The organism is Bradyrhizobium sp. B117 (assembly GCF_038969555.1).
Taxonomy (GTDB): Bacteria; Pseudomonadota; Alphaproteobacteria; order Rhizobiales; family Xanthobacteraceae; genus Bradyrhizobium.
Genome location: NZ_CP152414.1, coordinates 5,705,706 through 5,725,132 on the forward strand (window position 1 = coordinate 5,705,706; position 19,427 = coordinate 5,725,132).

At 64.6% G+C, this 19,427-nt stretch carries 16 protein-coding genes; 10 read left to right on the forward strand and 6 right to left on the reverse strand.

Going from position 1 to position 19,427, the window contains the following annotated elements; all coding sequences use genetic code 11:
- The first annotated feature begins 76 nt into the window (after positions 1-76).
- Both AAFG16_RS28055 and AAFG16_RS28060 read left to right on the forward strand, forming a co-directional pair.
- Positions 77-1,090: a polysaccharide deacetylase family protein gene (locus AAFG16_RS28055; RefSeq protein ID WP_342740987.1), complete on the forward strand. Its 1,014-nt coding sequence runs from the start codon at positions 77-79 to the stop codon at positions 1,088-1,090.
- Positions 1,091-1,093: 3 nt separating this feature from the next.
- Positions 1,094-1,657 carry a dihydrofolate reductase gene (locus AAFG16_RS28060; RefSeq protein ID WP_342730468.1) on the forward strand — a complete coding sequence of 188 codons (564 nt, stop codon included), beginning with the start codon at positions 1,094-1,096 and terminating at the stop codon, positions 1,655-1,657.
- Positions 1,658-1,749: 92 nt separating this feature from the next.
- Here the strand turns inward: AAFG16_RS28060 and AAFG16_RS28065 are convergent, their stop codons facing one another.
- A complete protein-coding gene (locus tag AAFG16_RS28065; protein WP_342730470.1) occupies positions 1,750-3,528 on the reverse strand; it encodes a tetratricopeptide repeat protein in 1,779 nt (592 codons plus the stop codon).
- Positions 3,529-3,534: 6 nt separating this feature from the next.
- Here AAFG16_RS28065 and AAFG16_RS28070 point away from each other — a divergent pair, with 6 nt between their 5' ends.
- Positions 3,535-3,741, forward strand: coding sequence for a hypothetical protein (locus AAFG16_RS28070; protein WP_342730472.1), 207 nt, complete (start codon positions 3,535-3,537; stop codon positions 3,739-3,741).
- Between the two features lie 195 nt (positions 3,742-3,936).
- Here the strand turns inward: AAFG16_RS28070 and AAFG16_RS28075 are convergent, their stop codons facing one another.
- Complete coding sequence (locus tag AAFG16_RS28075; RefSeq protein WP_283079596.1) at positions 3,937-4,389, reverse strand: DoxX family membrane protein; 453 nt, start codon at positions 4,387-4,389, stop codon at positions 3,937-3,939.
- 323 nt (positions 4,390-4,712) lie between these two features.
- Positions 4,713-7,022 carry an NADP-dependent malic enzyme gene (locus tag AAFG16_RS28080; RefSeq protein ID WP_283079597.1) on the reverse strand — a complete coding sequence of 770 codons (2,310 nt, stop codon included), beginning with the start codon at positions 7,020-7,022 and terminating at the stop codon, positions 4,713-4,715.
- Between the two features lie 246 nt (positions 7,023-7,268).
- On the opposite strand from AAFG16_RS28080, the gene AAFG16_RS28085 reads away from it, so the two are divergent.
- Entirely contained in the window at positions 7,269-9,239 is a 1,971-nt protein-coding gene (locus AAFG16_RS28085; protein ID WP_342730475.1) for a hypothetical protein, read from the forward strand.
- A 161-nt stretch (positions 9,240-9,400) separates the two neighbouring features.
- Here the strand turns inward: AAFG16_RS28085 and aspS are convergent, their stop codons facing one another.
- Positions 9,401-11,173, reverse strand: coding sequence for an aspartate--tRNA ligase (gene aspS / locus AAFG16_RS28090; RefSeq protein ID WP_283079599.1), 1,773 nt, complete (start codon positions 11,171-11,173; stop codon positions 9,401-9,403).
- 209 nt (positions 11,174-11,382) lie between these two features.
- On the opposite strand from aspS, the gene AAFG16_RS28095 reads away from it, so the two are divergent.
- From AAFG16_RS28095 to AAFG16_RS28120, 6 genes are all read left to right on the forward strand, one after another.
- On the forward strand, positions 11,383-12,855 hold the full coding sequence (locus tag AAFG16_RS28095; protein ID WP_342740988.1) for a YdiU family protein: 1,473 nt from the start codon (positions 11,383-11,385) through the stop codon (positions 12,853-12,855).
- A 23-nt stretch (positions 12,856-12,878) separates the two neighbouring features.
- Positions 12,879-13,313 carry a hypothetical protein gene (locus AAFG16_RS28100; RefSeq protein WP_342730477.1) on the forward strand — a complete coding sequence of 145 codons (435 nt, stop codon included), beginning with the start codon at positions 12,879-12,881 and terminating at the stop codon, positions 13,311-13,313.
- A 306-nt stretch (positions 13,314-13,619) separates the two neighbouring features.
- Complete coding sequence (locus AAFG16_RS28105; protein ID WP_342730479.1) at positions 13,620-14,471, forward strand: phosphodiesterase; 852 nt, start codon at positions 13,620-13,622, stop codon at positions 14,469-14,471.
- Position 14,472: 1 nt separating this feature from the next.
- A complete protein-coding gene (locus AAFG16_RS28110) occupies positions 14,473-15,423 on the forward strand; it encodes a sugar ABC transporter permease (protein ID WP_342730481.1) in 951 nt (316 codons plus the stop codon).
- Complete coding sequence (locus AAFG16_RS28115) at positions 15,420-16,289, forward strand: carbohydrate ABC transporter permease (protein ID WP_342730483.1); 870 nt, start codon at positions 15,420-15,422, stop codon at positions 16,287-16,289. Before AAFG16_RS28110 ends, AAFG16_RS28115 begins: the two co-directional genes overlap by 4 nt.
- An 11-nt stretch (positions 16,290-16,300) precedes the next feature.
- A complete protein-coding gene (locus AAFG16_RS28120; RefSeq protein ID WP_342730485.1) occupies positions 16,301-17,632 on the forward strand; it encodes an ABC transporter substrate-binding protein in 1,332 nt (443 codons plus the stop codon).
- 73 nt (positions 17,633-17,705) lie between these two features.
- Here AAFG16_RS28120 and AAFG16_RS28125 read toward each other — a convergent pair whose 3' ends face one another.
- Both AAFG16_RS28125 and AAFG16_RS28130 read right to left on the reverse strand, forming a co-directional pair.
- On the reverse strand, positions 17,706-18,527 hold the full coding sequence (locus tag AAFG16_RS28125) for an ABC transporter permease subunit (protein WP_283079605.1): 822 nt from the start codon (positions 18,525-18,527) through the stop codon (positions 17,706-17,708).
- A gap of 10 nt (positions 18,528-18,537) precedes the next feature.
- Positions 18,538-19,422, reverse strand: coding sequence for a sugar ABC transporter permease (locus AAFG16_RS28130; RefSeq protein WP_342730489.1), 885 nt, complete (start codon positions 19,420-19,422; stop codon positions 18,538-18,540).
- Positions 19,423-19,427: the final 5 nt, after the last annotated feature.

Consider the following 19,427-nt stretch of genomic DNA (forward strand, 5'->3'; position numbering starts at 1 on the left):
CGTTTGGGGCAGGATGGGTTTTGCCGCAGGCGAAAAGCCGCGGCGGAACAACGGGATCAATCTCGAGGACAACACCATGCGTGTGGCGGCAGGACTGATTTTGGCAAGTGCGATGTCTCTTGCAATGACGGGCGCGGCATGGTCGCAGACCCCGGCCGCGAAGCCCGCAGCCGCGACGCAAGCCGCACCGGCGGCGGCGCCCGCTGCTGCAGCTCCGGCAGCGGCTCCCGCGGCAGCGGCTGCACCCGCGGGCTTCGTCAATCCGCCCCCGCCGCAACAGGCGCCGCAGCCGGCGCGCGCCGCCTGCAACACGCCGGGCGCGCTAGGCGTTGCCCGCACCGTCGAGATCGACACCACCGGCGGTCCCGGCTTCGGCTTCGAGCACTTCAAGGAGCTCGACTTCCTGCGCGACCACGAGGTGGTCCTGACCTTCGACGACGGCCCCTGGCCGAAGAACACGCCCGCCGTGCTGAAGGCGCTCGCCGATGAATGCACCACCGGCATCTTCTTCTCGATCGGCAAGCACGCGACCTACGAGCCGGAGATCCTCAAGCAGGTCTATGCGGCCGGCCACACCGTGGGCAGCCACACCTGGTCGCACGCCAACCTCAACAACAAGAAGCTCAACGAAGCGCAGCGCAAGGAAGAGATCGAGAAGGGCCTGTCCGCGGTCAAGTGGGCGCTCGGCGGCATCTCGCCCTCGCCCTTCTTCCGCTTCCCGGCGCTGCAGCATCCGCCGGAGATGGTCACCTATCTCGGCAACCGCAACATCGGGATCTTCTCCTGCGACATCGACTCCTTCGACTTCAAGGCATCCAAGCCCGAGAAGGTGATCGAGACCGTGATGAAAAAGCTCGAGAACAAGGGCAAGGGCATCATCCTGATGCACGACTTCCAGAAGCACACCGCGGAAGCCCTGCCCGAGCTGCTCAAGCGCCTGAAGGCCGGCGGCTACAAGGTGGTGGCGATGCGCGCCAAATTCCCGGCCTCGACGCTGCCGGAATACGACCAGGAGTTGCTCAAGGACGTTAAGCTGCCGACGGTGAGCCAGCGTCCGGTGAATTCCGTGGTGACGACAGTTTCCGAATAGAAATTGTCTTTCCGGTTCGAAGGCTACGTCATCGTCTCAGCGGACGGCATGCTCGCCGACGCTGCGCATGTGATGCCGGACAGTCTGAAGTTCGAAGGCGACAAGCTGTTCTTCGAGCAGGCGCTCGATCGCGCCGCGCTGATCGTGCACGGCCGCCACTCGCACGAGCAGCAGCCGAACTCGCCGAAGCGAAAGCGCCTGATCCTGACCCGCAAGATCAAGGCACTCACCGTCGATCCGGAGACGCCGCACGCGTCGCTGTGGAATCCGGAGCATGCCAGCTTCGAGGAGGCCTGCGCCTTCGCCGACGTCCCTTCCGGTACCGTCGCGATCATCGGCGGCCCCGTCGTGTTCGACAAGTTCATGGACCACTACGACACCTTCTGGCTGTCGGAGGCTCCGCATGTGCGGCTGCCCGGCGGCGAAGGCTGTTTTGTCGGCGTGCCGGCGCGGACGCCGCATGAGGTGCTCGCCTCGCACGGGATGAAACCCGACGCGCCGTATTTGCTCGACGCGGCCCATGAGGTGACCGTGACTCCGTGGCGGCGGGCCAGAGGCGCCAACTAAAATTCAAAAACAACCCCATGCACAGTACCGGTGTCTTGATACCGGCACCTATCGCATATTGCTGCCACGCAAATAGGGCTCCGCGCGTGGCGCTACTCGACGCTTGATCGGGTCAAATTGGATTTCTGGAGTTCAGCGCGCACGTCCTCGAGAACGCTGCCCCAATCGCCTGGCTGAGGCTGCCGGAATTGCCGCAGCGTCGGATACCAGGGGCTGTCGTCGCGGTTCAGCAGCCAGCGCCAGCACCGATCGAAGCGATTGAGCAGCCAGACAGGGCGGCCAAGCGCGCCTGCAAGATGCACCACGGCGGTGTCGACGCCGATGACCAGATCGAGTGCCTCGATCAGCGCGGCGGTTTCGCCGAAGTCGTGGAGATCATCCGTCCAATCGTGCAGGACCAGACCAGGCGGCGGCGACTGGCTCGCCGCCGGCCCCTTCTGCAGCGAGACGAAACTCACCCCCGGCAGATCTGCCAGCTCTGAAAAGCGGTCGAGCGAAACCGATCGGCGCCGGTCGCCGCTCATCGTCTGATTGCCTGCCCAGACGAGGCCGACCCTGAGGCCATCGAGCTGCCCGACCCGCTGACGCCAGGCCGCCACGTGCTGCGGGTCGGCCCGCAGATAGGGTACCTCTCGCGGAATGGTGTCCAGGGTGGTGCCAAGGGCGCGCGGCAAGCTCAACAGCGGGCAATGCAGATCGAACGGCGGCAGCGGATCGCCGAGCGCGACGATGCTTTGAAGTCCCGGCAGCTCCGCCAAGAGCGGCGCAAGGAGTGGCAGCAGCGCCCGCTGAACCTCGAGGACGACCCGCCGCCCCGCCGCGATGGCCGGCACGAAGCGAACGAACTGCAGCGTGTCGCCCATGCCCTGCTCGGCATGCAGCAGCAGGACGCGATCACCGATATCTTCTCCACCCCAGAGCGGCTGGCTGAAGCCGCGCAGATGCGGCTTCTTCTTCGCCTGCTTCCACCGCCACTCATATTCTCGCCAACCTTCATCGAACTGGCCGGCCAGCAACAGCGAGGCCGCCAGGTTGAAATGCGCGTCGGCATAGTCCGGCCTTTGCGACACCGCAGTTCGCAAGGTCTGAATGGATTCATCGGGTCGCCCAAGATCGAACAGCACGGCACCGAGATTGTTGAGCGCCTCCGGCAAGGCCGGATCGTGAGCGAGAGCGCCCCGATAGCACGGCTCTGCGTCGTGGAAACGACCGGCCTCGCGAAGGGCATTGCCGAGGGTCAGTTGCGCGGGAAAATAGTCCGGCTCCAGACGCAAAGCTTCCCTGCTGTAGGCTTCCGCCTCTTCCAGCCTCCCCTGGAGTCGCAGCAAGTCACCGAGATTGTTCAAGGCCCCAGCAAAAGCTGGCTTGAGCTTGCAGGCTTCGCGAAGATTCACCTCCGCCTCGTCGAGACGGCCCAACTTGATGAGAAGACCACCAAGATTGTTATGGACGTCCGCAAATGCCGGGTCGAGGCGCAGGGCCTCGCGATAGCAACGCTCGCATTCCTCGAAAGCGGACAGATCGAACAGCACTACCCCAAGGTTGCAATGGGCCGCCGCAAAATCCGGCCGCTGCCGCAGCACATGGCGAAACTCGCCGATCGCATCGTCGAACTGCTTCCGCCTGGCCAGCAGATTGGCGAGATTGAAACGGGCATCGACTTGAGCGCGGGCGACGTTGAGGTCGAGTCCGGCGGGACGTCGCAGCACGAGCCGATAATGGGCCTCCGCGCCCGTGAGGTCCCCGCACTCAACCATCAGGGCGCCGAGCTGATTATGCACATCCAGATTGTCGGGTTTGTGCAGCAGCGCTTGCCGGTAGCTCGCGATGGCCTCGTCCCTTCGTCCGAGAGCGCGCAGAGCGGCGGCCATGTTGCCATGATGGACGCTGTTGGAGGGCTGAAGCTTGACGACGCGGGTGATGACTTCGAGCGCCCTGTCGGGCTGGTCTGCCTGGAGCAAGGCAACTCCCAGGAGATGCAGACAGTCGGCATGATCCGGCTGGGATGTCAGTATCTGCCGATAGATCGCCTCCGCTTGCGGCAGGCGGCCTGCGCGATGGTGCGCCAGAGCGGCCTCGAATGAAAGGGAACCCGACGACGCTTCAGCATACATTGCGATGAGCCCCTCATCGATCCGACTACGAGAGGTGCGAGGCGGGATGCCCCTTCACGCATTCGAATGCTGAGGACTCCTCGAATCTGCCTCACACCTCGCTCCCCGCCATTCTGCGGCAGCGACCTTGCGCGAAGCTGGGCCCGTCCCGTGCGACGTATGAGCCTACACGTCCCCGTAGGCGGACTCGGCCGGGCGCGTGGTGCGGCCGTAGCCGATGATCATGCAGAGCGCGCCGATGATCGCGAGATTCTTCAACGCGTCGACCACCATCTTGGCGTTGTCGGGCGCTGCCAGATTCCAGAAATCGGCGAACAGGAAGGTCGAGACCGCGATGTAGATGATCATCAGCATCGCGAAGAAGCGCGCGCCGAAATTCAGCGCGATCATCAGGCCTGCGATGATCTCGAGCCCACCCACCGCGATCGCCAGCAGTTGCGGCGTGGTCATCGCGGTCGCCGTCTCGATCTGCTTGGCATAGGGCTCGATCGCTTCAGGCACCACGATCTTGCCGGCGATGAAATCCGCCGTTGCCTGGATCGCAAAGAGCTTGGTCGCGCCCGTGTAGATGAACAGCACGGCGAACAGGATCCGTCCGAAAGTCACGAACGCTGGCATGATCGGCCTCTTGGCTCAGGCTTATTGAAATCGGAATTTGGACGAAAGCGCCCGGCGATTATGAAGAGTCGTGCGCCGGTTTACAAACGGGGAAATGGAAAACTGCAAGTAATTCAAAGTTGGCGGCGCGGGCGACTTCCCCTCTCCCCTTGTGGGAGAGGGTGGCTCGCCGCGAAGCGGCGAGACGGGTGAGGGGTATCCATCGGCACGGACAACTCTCGCGATCTCGACGCGCGGAGAGATACCCCTCATCCGGCGCTTTGCGCCACCTTCTCCCACAAGGGGGGAAGGGATTGCACCTCCCGCGCAGTTACATCGCGCCCTTACGTAAACAACGTCGGCTGCTGGCGCGAGGCGCGCTCCTGCGCTTCCACCACGGCGACCGCGGTCATGTTCAGGATGCCGCGCGCCGTCACCGAGGGGGTGAGGATATGCGCGGGGCGCGCCGGGCCGATCAGGATCGGTCCGACGGGCAGCGCATCCGCCAGCGACTTGATCATCTGATAGGCGACGTTGGCGGTATCCAGGCTCGGCATGATCATGATGTTGGCCTCGCCCTCGAGCTTGGAGTGCGGCAGCACCATTTTCCGCGCCGCAGCCGAGAGTGCCGTGTCGCCCTGCATCTCGCCGTCGGCCTCAATCTCCGGGTGCTTCTCCTTCAAGAGCTGGGTCGCCCGGCGCATCTTGCGCGAGGAGTCGGTGTCGTAGCTGCCGAAATCCGAATGCGAGACGAAGGCGATCTTCGGCTTGATGTTGAAGCGCTGGACGTGGACCGCCGCAAGCGAGGCGATCTCGGCCAGCTCCTCAGCGCCCGGATTGGGACGCACCTGGGTGTCGGCGATGAAGAACGCGCCCTTGGTGGTGATCAGCAGCGCCAGCGCCGCATAGTCGCTGACCCCGGCCGAGAAGCCGACGATCTCGCGGACGTGACGCAGATGGTGCATGTAGCGGCCCTCGACGCCGCAGAGCATGGCATCGGCCTCGCCGCGCGTCACCGCGAGCGCGGCGATGACCGTGTTGTTGGTGCGCACCACCGTGCGCGCCGCATCCGGCGTCACGCCGCGGCGGCCGGCGACCTCGACATAGGATTGCACGTAGGAGCGGTAGCGCGGATCGTCCTCGGGATTGACGAGGTCGAAATCCTTGCCGGCCTTGATCGACAGGCCGAAGCGCTTGATGCGCGCCTCCACCACCGAGGGACGTCCGACCAGGATCGGCCGCGCCAGCTTCTCCTCCAGCACCACTTGCGTGGCGCGCAGCACGCGCTCGTCCTCGCCTTCGGCGTAGATCACACGCACGGGCTGGGTCTTGGCCTTGGCGAACATCGGCTTCATGACGAGGCCGGAGCGGAAAGCGAAGCGCTCGAGCAGCGCGGTGTATTCGTCGAAATTGGTGATGGGGCGCGTCGCGACGCCCGACTCCATCGCCGCCTTCGCCACCGCCGGCGCGATGCGGAGAATCAACCTGGGATCGAAGGGGCTCGGGATCAGCGAGCCCGGGCCGAACCCTTGCGTCTCGCCGGTGTCAAAGCCCTGCGCGACCGCGTCCGACGGCGCCTCGCGCGCCAGTTGCGCGATGGCTTCGACCGCGGCGTGCTTCATCTCCTCGTTGATCGCGCTGGCGCCGACGTCGAGCGCGCCGCGGAAGATGAAGGGAAAGCACAGGACGTTGTTGACCTGGTTCGGATAGTCCGAGCGGCCGGTGCAGATCATCGCGTCCGGGCGTACCTTGCGCGCCTCCTCCGGCATGATCTCCGGCGTCGGGTTGGCGAGCGCCATGATCAGCGGCTTGTCGCCCATCGCCTGCGCCATCTCCGGCTTGAGCACGCCGGGCGCCGAGAGGCCGATGAAGATGTCCGCGCCACCGATGACGTCACCCAGCGTGCGCTTGTCGGTCTTCTGGGCATAGACCGCCTTCCAGCGGTCCATCTGCGTGTTGCGGCCGTCATAGACCAGGCCGTCGATGTCGCAGACCCAGATGTTCTTGCGCTGCGCGCCCATCGACACCAGCAGGTTGAGCGTCGCGAGCGCGGCCGCCCCTGCCCCCGATGCCACGATCTTGACGTCGGACAGCTTCTTGCCGTTCAGGCGGAGACCGTTGGTGATGGCGGCGGCGACGATGATGGCGGTGCCGTGCTGGTCGTCATGGAAGACCGGGATCTTCATGCGCTCCTTCAGCCGGCTCTCGATCTCGAAGCATTCCGGTCCGCGGATGTCTTCCAGATTGATGCCGCCGAAGGTCGGCTCGAGCGCGGCCACGGTCTCGACCACGCGGTCGATGGTGTCGGCGGCGATCTCGATGTCGAACACGTCGATGCCGGCGAATTTCTTGAACAGGACCGCCTTGCCTTCCATCACCGGCTTGGAGGCCAGCGGGCCGATATTGCCGAGGCCGAGCACCGCGGTGCCGTTCGAGACCACGGCGACCAGGTTGGCGCGGGTGGTGAGCGAGGCGGCTTCGGCCGGGTTCTTGGCGATCTCGGTGCAGGCGGCAGCGACGCCCGGAGAGTAGGCGAGCGCGAGATCGCGCTGGTTGGCAAGCGGCTTACTTGCCTGGATCTCGAGCTTTCCGGGGCGCGGCAGACGATGGTAGGCGAGCGCCGCCTGGTGGAGATCATCAGAATAGGACGACATGCGGTGTCTCGCCTCGCGTTACCGGCCTCAGAATGCACGATCTGGAGCTGCCGCCCAAGCGGACGATATTTCCGGGCCGTGGAAACGGGATGAAGCACGCCGGGCGGCCCGGTGGCAACATCGGAATGCGTCCCCATCAACAGGCCCCGCTGTCAAATATTTGAAAACCATAGCTTTCCCTGGACCGGGCGACGTTTCGCGAATATGGCAGGTTGCGCGCTGCAACACGAGCAACTGGAGCTGGGAATGAAGCGAATCCTGATCGGCCTGTTCGTGGCAGCCGTGCTCGCGGCGGGCGGATGGTTCGGCTTCAACCTCTATGCCAAGCACCAGGCGACAGCCGAGATCGAGGCGGCGTTCGAGCAGATCCGCGCAAGCGGCGGCAAGGCGAGCCACGGCAAGATCGGGTTCGATCTGATGAGCCGAACGCTGACGATCGAGGACATCGCGGTCGTTCCGGGCAACGAGCCGCAGGCGCAGATCAAGATCGCCGGAATCCAGGGCACCGGCGTCCGACAGATCGACGAGACCCGGTTCTCGGCCGACGGTATCGACATCACGGGCCTCGAAGTCGCGCTGGATCGGATCGGCCCGGCCAAGCTGAAGGCTTCCTACAAGGTCCCGCAACTGACCATGCGCGACTACGCCGGTCGCATTCGCTCCGGCGAGACGCCGGTGGGCGGCTCCCTGGCGGACGTCTACCGCTACGTGCTCGGTCAATATGCGAGCATCACGGCAACCTCGCTCACCGCCCCGACCTTGACGATGGACTTCGATTCCGGCAGCGCCGCGGGCGGCAGCGGCGAGCTCACCTATTCCGGGCTGACGATGCAGAACCTGAAGCATGGCAAGGTCGATGCGATGAAGGCGGACCGCGCCGCGATCTCGATTGACGTGAAGCAGCCAGGCAGGGCGGACAAGCTGACAGGCGAGCTGTCCAACATCATCGTCAACGATTTCGATGCGACCGCGATCATCGCCGCGCTCGATCCAAAGACCAGCAGTGACGAGACCTATCATCGCGTCTACCGGCAAATCTTGGCCGGTCCCTACGCGCTCAAATCGGCGCAGGGGGTGCGTGTCGATATCGACGGCTTCGTGATGGAGGACATCGACGTGCAACCGTCGAAATTCCGGCTGGCCGAGCGATTTGACGCGCTGCCGCAGGATCAATCGGCTGTTCCGACGCCCGCACAGTCGCGCGAAATGCTGGAGAAGATCGTCGGAATCTATGAGGGTGTTCGCATCGGCAAGGCCGAGGTCAGCAAGATCTCGATCGGCACGCCGCAGGGGACCGGCAAGGTCAACACGATCAGATACCGCGAGGGCGAATTCGCGATCGAGGGCGTCGATACGCCGACCCCGCAAGGGCAGTTCAAGATGGAGCGCTTCGCGCTGAAGTCGTTCAGCGCTGCAAATCTGATGCGCTGGGGGGCGGGCCTCAGCAATCCCGGCGAGGCCCCCTCTCCCGACCAGATGCTGGGCCTGTTCCGGGTGTTCGCAGGCGCCGAGATCAAGGGCGTTGTCTCACCGTTCAAGAACACGCGGCAGTTCGTCACCATCGATACGATCAGCCTGGACTGGGGCCAGCTGATCGGATCGATCCCAAGCAAGGCCAATCTGGTCGTGAAGATGGTGACGCCCACCGATCCCACCAGTCCGTCGCAGCGTGCCCTGGTCATTGCCGGCGTCGACAAGCTCGCGATCGATCTCGATCTCGGCGCGGCCTGGACGGAATCCTCCGGCGCGTTTGCGCTGGCACCGGCCACGATCGATCTCGGCAATCTCGCCCGGGCACAGGCGCGCCTCGCGCTCGCCAACGTGCCGCGCACGGTGTTCACGGCCGATCCGGTGCAGGCCATGAGCGGGGCCCGCCAGATCGAGGCCGGCGCGATCGAGCTCACCTTGCGCGACAGCGGCGTCGTCGACCTGATCGTGGCGCAGTTCTCGCGGATCCAGAATGTCAGCCGCGACGCTGCGCGCAGCGCCATCGTCGAGATGATCAAGGCGCAGGGCGAGAAGTTCGCGGCGTCCAATCTCGATGCCAAGGCGGCGGCAGACGCGCTCGCGGATTTCGTCGCGACCTCGGGGCAGACGCTCACCATCAAGCTGACCCCGCTCGGCAAGGTGCCGCTGGTGCAACTCATGGACGCGCTGAACCATGAGCCGGTCCTCGCGCTGGCGCAGTTTCGGATCGAGGCCTCGACGGGATTGTAGGGCGCGGCGGGAACGCACGATCCCACCACCGTCATGGCCGGGCTTGTCCCGGCCATCCACGTTCTTTCCAGCGGCAGCCCAAAAACGTGGATGCCCGGGACAAGCCCGGGCATGACGAATTCGTGGCCCTCTCCCCGCGTGCGGGGAGAGGCGAAGGAGGCTCACTTCTGCGGCAAGTTCACCCGCACATGCAGCTCGCGGAGCTGCTTGGTCGTGGCTTCCGACGGCGCGCCCATCAGCAGGTCCATGGCCTGCTGGTTCATCGGGAACAGCGAGATCTCGCGCAGATTGGTGGTGCCGCAGAGCAGCATCACGATGCGGTCGACGCCGGCGGCCATGCCGCCGTGCGGCGGCGCGCCGTACTGGAAGGCGCGGTACATGCCGCCGAAGCGGTCGACCACTTCCTGCTCGCCGTAACCTGCGATCTCGAACGCCTTCACCATGGCTTCCGGCACGTGGTTGCGGATGCCGCCCGAGGCGATCTCGTAGCCGTTGCAGGTGATGTCGTACTGGAACGCCTTGATGGTCAGCGGATCCTGGCCCTTCAGCGCGTCGAGACCACCCTGCGGCATCGAGAACGGGTTGTGCGAGAAGTCGACCTTCTTGTCATCCTCGTTGTACTCGTACATCGGGAAGTCGACGATCCAGGCGAGCTCGAACCGCTCCTTGTCGGTGAGGTTCAACTCCTCGCCGACCTTATTGCGGGCAAGACCTGAGAACTTCCAGAACTTGTCGGGGTCACCGGCGACGAAGAAGGCGGCATCGCCTTCCTTGGTGCCGAGCTGGGCGCGGATCGCAGCGGTGCGCTCAGGCCCGATGTTGTTGGCAAGGGGACCTGCGCCCTCGCCGCCCTCGCGCCACATGATGTAGCCGAGGCCGGGCTGGCCCTCGCCCTGCGCCCACGAGTTCATGCGGTCGCAGAACGCGCGGCTGCCGCCGCCCGCGGCCGGGATCGCCCAGACCTGGTTCTTGGGGTCTTCGAGCATGCGCGCGAAGACTTTGAAGCCGCTTCCGCGGAAATGCTCGGAGACGTCCTGCATCTCGATGGGATTGCGCAGGTCCGGCTTGTCGCTGCCGTATTTGCGCAAGGCTTCCGCGAACGGGATGCGGCGCCAGTTCTTGCTGACCGGCTTGCCCTTGGCGAACTCCTCGAACACGCCGGTGATCACAGGCTCCATCGCCGCGAACACGTCTTCCTGCGTGACAAAGCTCATTTCGACGTCGAGCTGGTAGAACTCGCCCGGCAGACGGTCGGCGCGCGGGTCCTCATCGCGGAAGCACGGCGCGATCTGGAAGTAACGGTCGAAGCCCGACATCATCAAGAGCTGCTTGTACTGCTGCGGGGCCTGCGGCAGCGCGTAGAACTTGCCGGGATGGATGCGCGAGGGCACCAGGAAGTCGCGCGCGCCTTCCGGTGAGGACGCGGTCAGGATCGGGGTGTTGAACTCGAAGAAGCCCTGCCCCTCCATGCGCCGGCGCATCGACTTGATGATCTCGACGCGCGTCATGATGTTCTGGTGCAGCTTTTCGCGGCGCAGATCGAGGAAGCGGTACTTCAGGCGGATGTCTTCAGGATATTCCTGGTCGCCGAACACCGGCAGCGGCAGGTCACCGGCCGGGCCCAGCACCTCGATCTCGCTGACATAGACCTCGACCTTGCCGGTCGGCAGGTCGTCATTGTCGGTGCCTTCGGGGCGGCGGCGGACCTTGCCGTCCATCTTGACCACGAATTCCGAGCGCAGCTTTTCGGCCAGCGAGAACGCCGGCGAGTCCGGATCGACCACGCACTGGGTCAGGCCGTAATGGTCGCGCAGGTCGATGAACAGCACGCCGCCATGGTCGCGAACGCGATGGACCCAGCCCGAGAGGCGGATGGTCTCGCCGATGTTGCTCTCGCGGAGCGCGCCGCATGTATGTGACCGGTAGCGATGCATGGTCGTCCCAAAATCAATGTCGGAGGAAGCGAATCGGACCGCCGAAACGGCCGGTCCGAAGTTGCGGCAGGGTTTACCCGACGAGGCCCAAAGCAGCAACCCGAGCCGGCAACCAAGGGAACGGCCTGATTTGGCGCCGAAACGGCCATTTTTGACCTATCGGGGCTCGAGCCTTTGCCATCAGGCGTTCCCCGCCTATCTTTATGGCCATGACCGTCCATTTCCCCTTCCAGAACTCCTATTCGGCGCTGCCGGACAGCTTCTTTGCCCGCGTCGCGCCGACCCCGGTGGCCGCGCCCCGGCTGATCAAGCTGAACCGGCCGCTGGCGGTCCAGCTCGGGCTCGATCCCGATATGCTGGAGACGGCCGAAGGTGCCGAGATCCTGGCCGGAAAGACGGTTCCCCCCGGGGCCGATCCGATCGCCATGGCCTATGCCGGCCACCAGTTCGGGCAATTCGTGCCCCAGCTCGGCGACGGAAGGGCGATCCTGCTCGGCGAGGTCATCGACAAGGACGGCATCCGCCGCGACATCCAGCTCAAGGGATCTGGCCCCACCCCGTTCTCCCGCCGCGGCGACGGCCGCGCCGCGCTCGGGCCGGTCCTGCGCGAATACATCGTCAGCGAGGCGATGTTCGCCCTGGGCATCCCGACCACGCGCTCGCTTGCAGCCGTCGTCACCGGCGAGCATGTCATCCGCGAGACCGCACTGCCCGGCGCGGTGCTGACGCGCATTGCCGCGAGCCACATTCGCGTCGGCACCTTCCAGTTCTTCGCGGTCCGCCGCGACACCGATGCAATCCGCCGGCTCGCCGATCATGTCATCACGCGGCACTATCCGGACCTGCTTCATGCTGAGCGGCCCTATCACGCCCTGCTCGCGGCCGTCGTCGCGCGCCAGGCCGAGCTTGTCGCGCGCTGGCTGCTGGTCGGCTTCATCCATGGCGTCATGAACACCGACAACACCTCCATCTCCGGCGAGACCATCGACTACGGCCCCTGCGCCTTCATGGACGCCTACAATCCCGCACAGGTGTTCTCGTCGATCGACGAGATGGGCCGCTATGCCTATGCCAACCAGCCGCGCATCGCGTTGTGGAATCTGACGCGCCTCGCCGAATGCCTGCTGCCGTTGTTCTCGGACGAGCAGGAGAAGGCGGTCGCGGAGGCCCAGGACATTCTCGGCGCCTTTGCCGAGACGTTCAGCGCGGCCTATCAGACCGGCCTGCGCAAGAAGGTCGGCCTGTTCACGGACCGCGACGGCGACGAAGCCCTGATCCAGGACCTGCTCGAGGCCATGGCCAGGAACCAGGCCGACTTCACCCTGACCTTCCGCAAGCTCGGCGAGGCCGCAGGCGATGACGCCGCCGACGCCCGCGCGCAGTTCATGGATCCCACGGCGTTCGACGAGTGGGCCAAACGCTGGCGCGAGCGCACCGCGCTGGAGCCGCAGAGCGCCGCCGAGCGGCAAGCGGCCATGCACGCCGTCAACCCGGTCTTCATCCCGCGCAACCACCGCGTCGAGGCCGTGATCCAGGCGGCCGTGAATGACGACAACTACGCGCCGTTCGAAGAATTGGTGAAGGTGCTGGCCAAGCCGTTCGAGGACCAGCCGGAGTATGCGGCCTACGCCGATCCGCCGCTGCCGGATCAGCGGGTGTTGCAGACGTTCTGCGGGACGTAGCGAAAAGCTTCAATGGGACCGTCGTGATCACGCAACTCCCAGACGACTTTCGGTTCGGCGGCCCCGAAATGCAGCTCTGCACCCTCGCAATTCGGATCGCAGCCCTCGCCGAACGCTTCGGGTTTACGTTGATCCACTACGACGACGACGGTCTCGGTCTGGCCGCCTCGATGTTCGTGAGGCTGGAATCCGGGCGGGCCCTTTTTCTGACTGAGCACGCGCATGCAGTCGAGCACCTCGGTTCAAAGGGCCCTGTTGTCGAGGTTGACGCGCGGGATATCGCCGAGATCGATGTCGAACCGTTTGTCGACGAAGTGGTGGAGGCATTCCAGCTGTCCCGCGAGGATGTTGACTGGATCGCTCCGATCGACAAAGCCCGTGCGCTCGATTGGATCCGACATTGGGCCGACTATTTCGCGAAGCGAGATCGAGCCGGCAACGGAGAGCCACCATCGTGACGCCATACAGGGGGACCGCTTCGGTCGCTCTGCGGATTTTCCGATATTGGCAATATGCCCCTGTTTTGCCCGACGTGTCAACTTTTATCGAAAGACGCGTAAGCCATCGTTTCGGCAATCACTGGCTACTGTGCATGGGGTTGTTTTCGGATTTTTGGACGGCATGCGCCTTGGCGCCCTTGCTTCCTGTGGAATTCGGAGCGAGCGGAACCGCTGTCATCAAACTGAAACACATGCGCTCTAACGGGCTGGCAGGCCGTCTTGCCGGAGGCGACCATCCTCCAACAAGTCCCGACAAAGCGCGCCATGCCCTTCAAATTCATCCACATCACCGACACGCATCTCGCGAATCCCGGGCTGAAGCTCTATGGGCTCGATCCGCGCGCCCGGCTCGATGCCGCCGTCGCCGACATCAACAAGCATCAATCCGATGCTGCGTTTGCGGTTGTGACCGGCGACCTCACCCATTGGGGCGAGCCTGAATCCTACGCCAATTTTGCCGAGGCGATGGCCGCGCTGAAGATGCCGTACATCGCCATGGTCGGCAATCACGACAAGCGCGTCGCCTGCCTCGACGGCCTTCGGTCCGCGCCGCGCGATCCCAACGGCTTCGTGCAGGGCACGCGCACCACCGAGCACGGCCTGTTCGTTTTCCTCGACACCCTCGACGAGACCAGCCACGCCGGCGAGATGTGCGCAAAACGCTTCGACTGGCTCGCCGGCACGCTGGCGGCGGCGCCCGACGACATGCCGTTCGTCGTGTTCATGCACCATCCGCCGTTCCCGGTCGGCGTCCACGCCATGGACGAGATCGCGCTGAAGCAGAGCACCGAATTCGCCGAGGTGATCGCGCCGTATCGTTCGCGCATCCGCCACCTGTTCTTCGGCCATGTGCACCGGCCGATCTTCGGCAGCTACGGCAAGATCCCGTTCTCGACGCTGCGCGGCACCAACCACCAGGTCTGGTTCGAGCTTGATGCTGCCGCCACCGACCATCTCGCCAGCCACGAGCCGCCGGCTTACGGCGTCGTGCTGATCGACCACGAGAACCTCGTCGTGCACAGCCACGACTTCCTCGACCAGAGTCTGTGCTTCCCCTTCGAGCCGCCCGCGGGCGTGGACGGCCGCGACTATGCGCTCAACTTTCCGGCGCGGTGAGATGAGCCTCGCTGAACCCGCGGCTCTCCCGGTCGCGGCATCGGCGCCGCCGCGCCTCAACGTCCTGAAGCGGTTCTCTCACCGCTTCAAAGCCTCGCTGCCGGCCTATCTGCTGCTGCTGCCCTCGCTCGTCTTCCTCGCGCTGTTCACCTATGGCGCGATGGGCCGCGTCATCATCGACGCGCTGTATCAGCGGGCGACGCCGAAGGCGCCGGTGCGCTTCGTCGGCCTCGACAACATCCACGCGGTGCTGGCCGATCCCTCCTTCACCGGCGCCGTCGTCAACAATCTGATCTACGCCATCGGCACGGCGGTCCCGGGCATCGCGCTTGCGCTCCTGTTCGCGCTGGCGCTGGCGCGCACCAATGCCGTGACCAGCGCGCTGCGCGCTGCGCTGTTCCTCCCCGTGCTGATCCCGATGGTCGCGGCCTCCGCGCTGTTCCTGTTCATCTTCCTGCCGAACGTTGGTTTGCTCGATTACTACATCGGCCGGCTGCTGCCGGTGCTGCCGAACTGGCTCGGCGATCCCGATATCGCGCTGTACGCGATCATGATCATCACGATCTGGAAGAACGCCGGCTATTACATGCTGTTCTTCCTCGCAGGCCTGCAGTCCGTGCCCGAGGATGTCATGGAGGCCGCGCATCTCGATGGCGCGGGGCCTTGGCAGCGCTTCCGGCACATTACTCTGCCGGAGCTCAAGCCCACCTTCCTGTTCGTGATCGTGATCGCCACGCTCAACGCGGTGACGCAGGTCGACCACGTCTTCGTCATGACCAAGGGCGGACCGTCGAACGCCACCAATCTCGTGCTGTTCTACGTCTACCAGCAGGCGGTCGAGCATTACGACGTCGGCAAGGCCTCGGCAGCGACGCTGCTGACGCTCGCCGCGCTGATGGGCCTCACCGCGCTCTCGTTCCGCACCATGGCGAACCGCGAGGGCGGGCCATGAAGCTGATCGACGCGCTGTGGAAGGACGCCCCGCTCGCGACCCGCCGCGAGATCACGCCCAAGCTCGGCTTCCTGCTGACCGTGCTGCTCGCGCTGGTCTGGCTGATCCCGTTCCTGTGGATGGGCGTGGCGACGCTGCGCCCGGCCTCCGACGGCATCAACCTGATGGCCGAGCTGGTGCCGAGCCTGAAGCCCACGCTCGACAACATCAGGGATGCCTGGGAGATCGGTGATTTCCCGCGCTACTTCCTCAACACCACGATCATCTGCAGCGGCATCCTCCTGGTGCAGTTCATCACGATCACGCTGGCAGGCTTCGCCTTCGCCCGGCTCGACTTCGCCGGCAAGACGCTGATCTTCTATTTGTTCCTGATGCAGCTGATGCTGGTGCCGGTGCTGCTGATCGTGCCGAATTTGCGCATCGTCGCGCAGTTCGGCCTCTACGACACGCTCGCGGGCGTGATGATGCCGTTCTTCGCCTCCGCCTTCGGCACCTTCCTGATGCGGCAGGCCTTCGAGGCCATCCCCACCCAGCTCGAAGACGCCGCCCTGATCGACGGCGCGAGCCTGTTCCAGCGCATCCGCCACATCTACGTGCCGCTGTCGCTGCCGAGCTTCTCGGCCTTTGCGATCATCTCCGTGACCAGCCACTGGAACGACTTCCTGTGGCCACTGATGGTGATCAATTCGCCGGACAAGCGGCCGCTCACGGTTGGCCTGTCCGTCTTCACCGCGACCGCGGAAGGCACGCAGGCCTGGGGCACCATCGCCGCCGGCACGCTGATGGTGATCGCGCCCCTGCTCATCACCTTCCTGATCTTCCAGAAGCGCTTCATCAGCTCTTTCGTCACCTCAGGCATCAAATAGGAGATTTCTCGATGCTGTTTACCCGCAGGCTCATGCTGGGCCTTGCCATGGCAGGTTCTATGGCTGGCGCCCTCGCCGTCCCGGCGATGGCCGAAGGTCCGACCGAGATCGACCTGTTCTTTCCCGTGCCCGTCGACGGCAAGCTCGCCCGCGACATGGGCACCTTGATCAAGGAGTTCAACGAGACCCATCCCGCGGTCAAGGCGACCGCCGTCTACACCGGCTCCTATGACGACACGCTGATCAAGACGCGCGCCGCGATCAAGGCCGGCAAGCCGCCGGCCGCCGTGATCATGTCGGCGAACTTCCTGCTCGACATGCAGATCGAGAACGAGCTCACCAACCTCGATCCCCTGATCGCCGCCGACGGCACCACCAAGGACCAGTTCCTTGGCCAGTTCTTCCCGGCGCTGCAGGGCAACGCGGTGATCAACCGCTCGGTCTACGGCGTGCCCTTCCACAATTCGACGCCGCTGCTCTACATCAACGCCGACAAGGCCAAGGAAGCGGGCCTCGATCCGAACAAGCCGCCGCAGACCTGGGCCGAGCTCACCGACTGGGCGAAGAAGCTCACCAAGCGCGAGGGCGACAAGGTGACCCAGTGGGGCATCGCGATCCCCTGCGCCTACGACTATTGCGGCTGGATGATGGAAACGCTCACCATGACCAATGGCGGGCGCTACTACAACGAGGAGTTCGGCGGCGAAGTCTATTACGACACGCCCTCGATGCTGGGCGCACTGACCTGGTGGAACGACCTCGTCTACAAGCACAAGGTCCACGCCCCCGGCGCCACGCCCGGCCCCGCCGTCAGCACCTCCTTCATCTCCGGCAACGCCGCAATGATGATGCTCTCGACGGGCTCGCTCACCTACGTGCGCGACAACGCCAAGTTCGCCTACAAGGTCGCGTTCATCCCGCGCAACGTTCGCAACGCTGTGCCGATCGGCGGCGCTTCGCTGATCGTCCCGGCCGGCCTCGAAGCCGACAAGCAGAAGGCCGCCTGGACGCTGATCAAGTGGATGACCTCGCCCGAGAAGAGCGCCTGGTGGAGTCGCGCCACCGGCTATTTCGCGCCCAACATGGCCGCCTACAAAACGCCCGACATGGTCGACTTCCTCAACAAGAACCCGGACGCCAAGACCGCCGTCGAGCAGCTCGACGTCGCAAAACCCTGGTTCGCGACCTACAAGACCGTCCCCGTCCGCAAGAACCTCGAGGACGAGGTCATGCTGGTCCTCAACGGCAAGAAGCAGCCGAAGGAAGCCCTCGCCGCCGCCCAGAAGGCCGCGGATGAGACGCTCAAGCCGTACAATGCGGAGACCTCGCTGAAGCTGCCGTAAGGCCGCCGTTCGCAAACGAATGTCGGCGCTCCGCCCCGCGGGGCGCCGACATCATTTCGAGGCCTCGATCGCGTCAGTTACGCTTGCCGTCGAGCCTGAACACCATCTGCGTCGGACGCACGAACCGCAATGCGACCAGGAGCACGGCCATCACCGTGCACATGTAGATGACCGCCATCGCGTCGATGGAATAGACCGGCCGGACGCCGCCCGCGAAGACGTTGTAGTACAGCGCGACGACCAGGGTCTGCGAGCCGCCTCCGGCGAGCAGGAATGCCAGCTCGAAGTTCGAGATGGTGTTGACGAGAACGAGCAGGCCCGCCGTCAGAATGCCCGGCAGCATCAACGGCAGCAGAATGCGGCGGAAAATCTGCATCCGGCTCGCTCCGAGCATCTGCGCCGACCATTCCAGGTTCAAGCTGATCTGCTCGAAGAACGGCAGCAGGATGAACACGGCCAGCGGAACCATGGGGACGAGCACGGCGAGAATGACGCCCAACACGGTGCCGCCCACGCCGAACCCATAGAGCGTCGTGGCGAGCGGAATGCCGTAGGTCATCTGCGGGATCAGCAGCGGCAGGAAATAGAGCAGCAGCAGGACCGGCTTGGCGTTGAAATTCCGTCGGGCCAGGACGTAAGCCGCCGGAAAGCCGATCGCCAGCGCGATGAACACGACGGCCAGCGCGATGAACAGCGTGATGAAGAGAACGTGCGAGAGCTCGAACTCCCGCCAGGCGTAGGTGAACCAGTCGGTCGTGAAGGCCGGCGGCAGCGGCTTGCCGAACCAGCGCTTGGCGAACGAGCTCACGACGACATGCGTCACGATTCCGAGCAGGTTGAGGATGAACCCGAGCAGGAACAGGTAAATCGCCAGTTTCCACATCCGTCCACGCATTGGCGCCCCCTCAGCGTTTGCCGACGCCCATGGTCGTCGCGATGGTCATGCGACGGCGCACCAGCACGATGACCACCAGCGCCGCGAGCTGGCAGAGCCCCATGATGACCGCGATCGCGGACGCGTAGGACATGTCATATTGCTCGAACGCCTGCTGGTACGCCGCGATCGAGATCGTCCGGGTCGAACCGGCCGGCTGGCCCACCATCACCGCCGATGGAAACACGGCAAAGCTCATCACGAAGACAAGCGCGAACGCGATGATCAGGCCCGGCGCGATCAGCGGGAACATGACGCGGCGGAAGATGGTCCAGGGCCCTGCGCCCAGCATGCGGGCGGAGCTTTCCAGGCTGGGGTCGATGCCGGAGATGTAGCCGAGCAGCATCAGGAAGCAAAACGGGAAGTTCTGCATGAACAGCGAGAAGGTGACGCCGATGGAATTATGCGTCAGCTCGAGCGGATTCTGGATCAACCCGACGGCAAGCAGCAACTGGTTGAGCCAGCCATTGTGACCGTAAAAGCCGAGGATGCCTTCCGACAGGAAGACGACACCGAGCGAGATCGGCAGCACGAGGATGGTCGTGATGGTGCGCTCGAACCAGATGCCACGCCGCATCCCGTAGGCGAGGAACAGCGCGACCAGGACGACAGCGATTGTCGTCGGCAACGCCAGCATGAAGGTCGTCTTGATCGTATTGTACTGGTAGGCGTCGTTGAAGAACGCGACATAATTCGAGAACATGCCGGCATCGCGCTTCTTCGGCTGCAGGCTGATGTAGATCCCGTACAGGAACGGGTAGACGAACATCGCGAGCACATAGAGCAGCGACGGCACAAGGCAGAGGATGGCGACGAGGTCGAGCTCGCTGCGGGAATCGGAGCGGATGCGTGCCACGATCT

Coding starts and splice junctions, on each gene's coding strand:
- AAFG16_RS28085 (WP_342730475.1), top strand. CDS start 7,269: ATGAAGCGAATCCTGATCGGCCTGTTCGTGGCAGCCGTGCTCGCGGCG.
- AAFG16_RS28065 (WP_342730470.1), bottom strand. CDS start 3,528: ATGGCCGCCGCTCTGCGCGCTCTCGGACGAAGGGACGAGGCCATCGCG.
- AAFG16_RS28110 (WP_342730481.1), top strand. CDS start 14,473: ATGAGCCTCGCTGAACCCGCGGCTCTCCCGGTCGCGGCATCGGCGCCG.
- AAFG16_RS28125 (WP_283079605.1), bottom strand. CDS start 18,527: ATGCGTGGACGGATGTGGAAACTGGCGATTTACCTGTTCCTGCTCGGG.
- AAFG16_RS28095 (WP_342740988.1), top strand. CDS start 11,383: ATGACCGTCCATTTCCCCTTCCAGAACTCCTATTCGGCGCTGCCGGAC.
- AAFG16_RS28055 (WP_342740987.1), top strand. CDS start 77: ATGCGTGTGGCGGCAGGACTGATTTTGGCAAGTGCGATGTCTCTTGCA.
- aspS (WP_283079599.1), bottom strand. CDS start 11,173: ATGCATCGCTACCGGTCACATACATGCGGCGCGCTCCGCGAGAGCAAC.
- AAFG16_RS28080 (WP_283079597.1), bottom strand. CDS start 7,022: ATGTCGTCCTATTCTGATGATCTCCACCAGGCGGCGCTCGCCTACCAT.
- AAFG16_RS28120 (WP_342730485.1), top strand. CDS start 16,301: ATGCTGTTTACCCGCAGGCTCATGCTGGGCCTTGCCATGGCAGGTTCT.
- AAFG16_RS28105 (WP_342730479.1), top strand. CDS start 13,620: ATGCCCTTCAAATTCATCCACATCACCGACACGCATCTCGCGAATCCC.
- AAFG16_RS28070 (WP_342730472.1), top strand. CDS start 3,535: ATGATGGACGCTGTTGGAGGGCTGAAGCTTGACGACGCGGGTGATGAC.
- AAFG16_RS28115 (WP_342730483.1), top strand. CDS start 15,420: ATGAAGCTGATCGACGCGCTGTGGAAGGACGCCCCGCTCGCGACCCGC.
- AAFG16_RS28075 (WP_283079596.1), bottom strand. CDS start 4,389: ATGCCAGCGTTCGTGACTTTCGGACGGATCCTGTTCGCCGTGCTGTTC.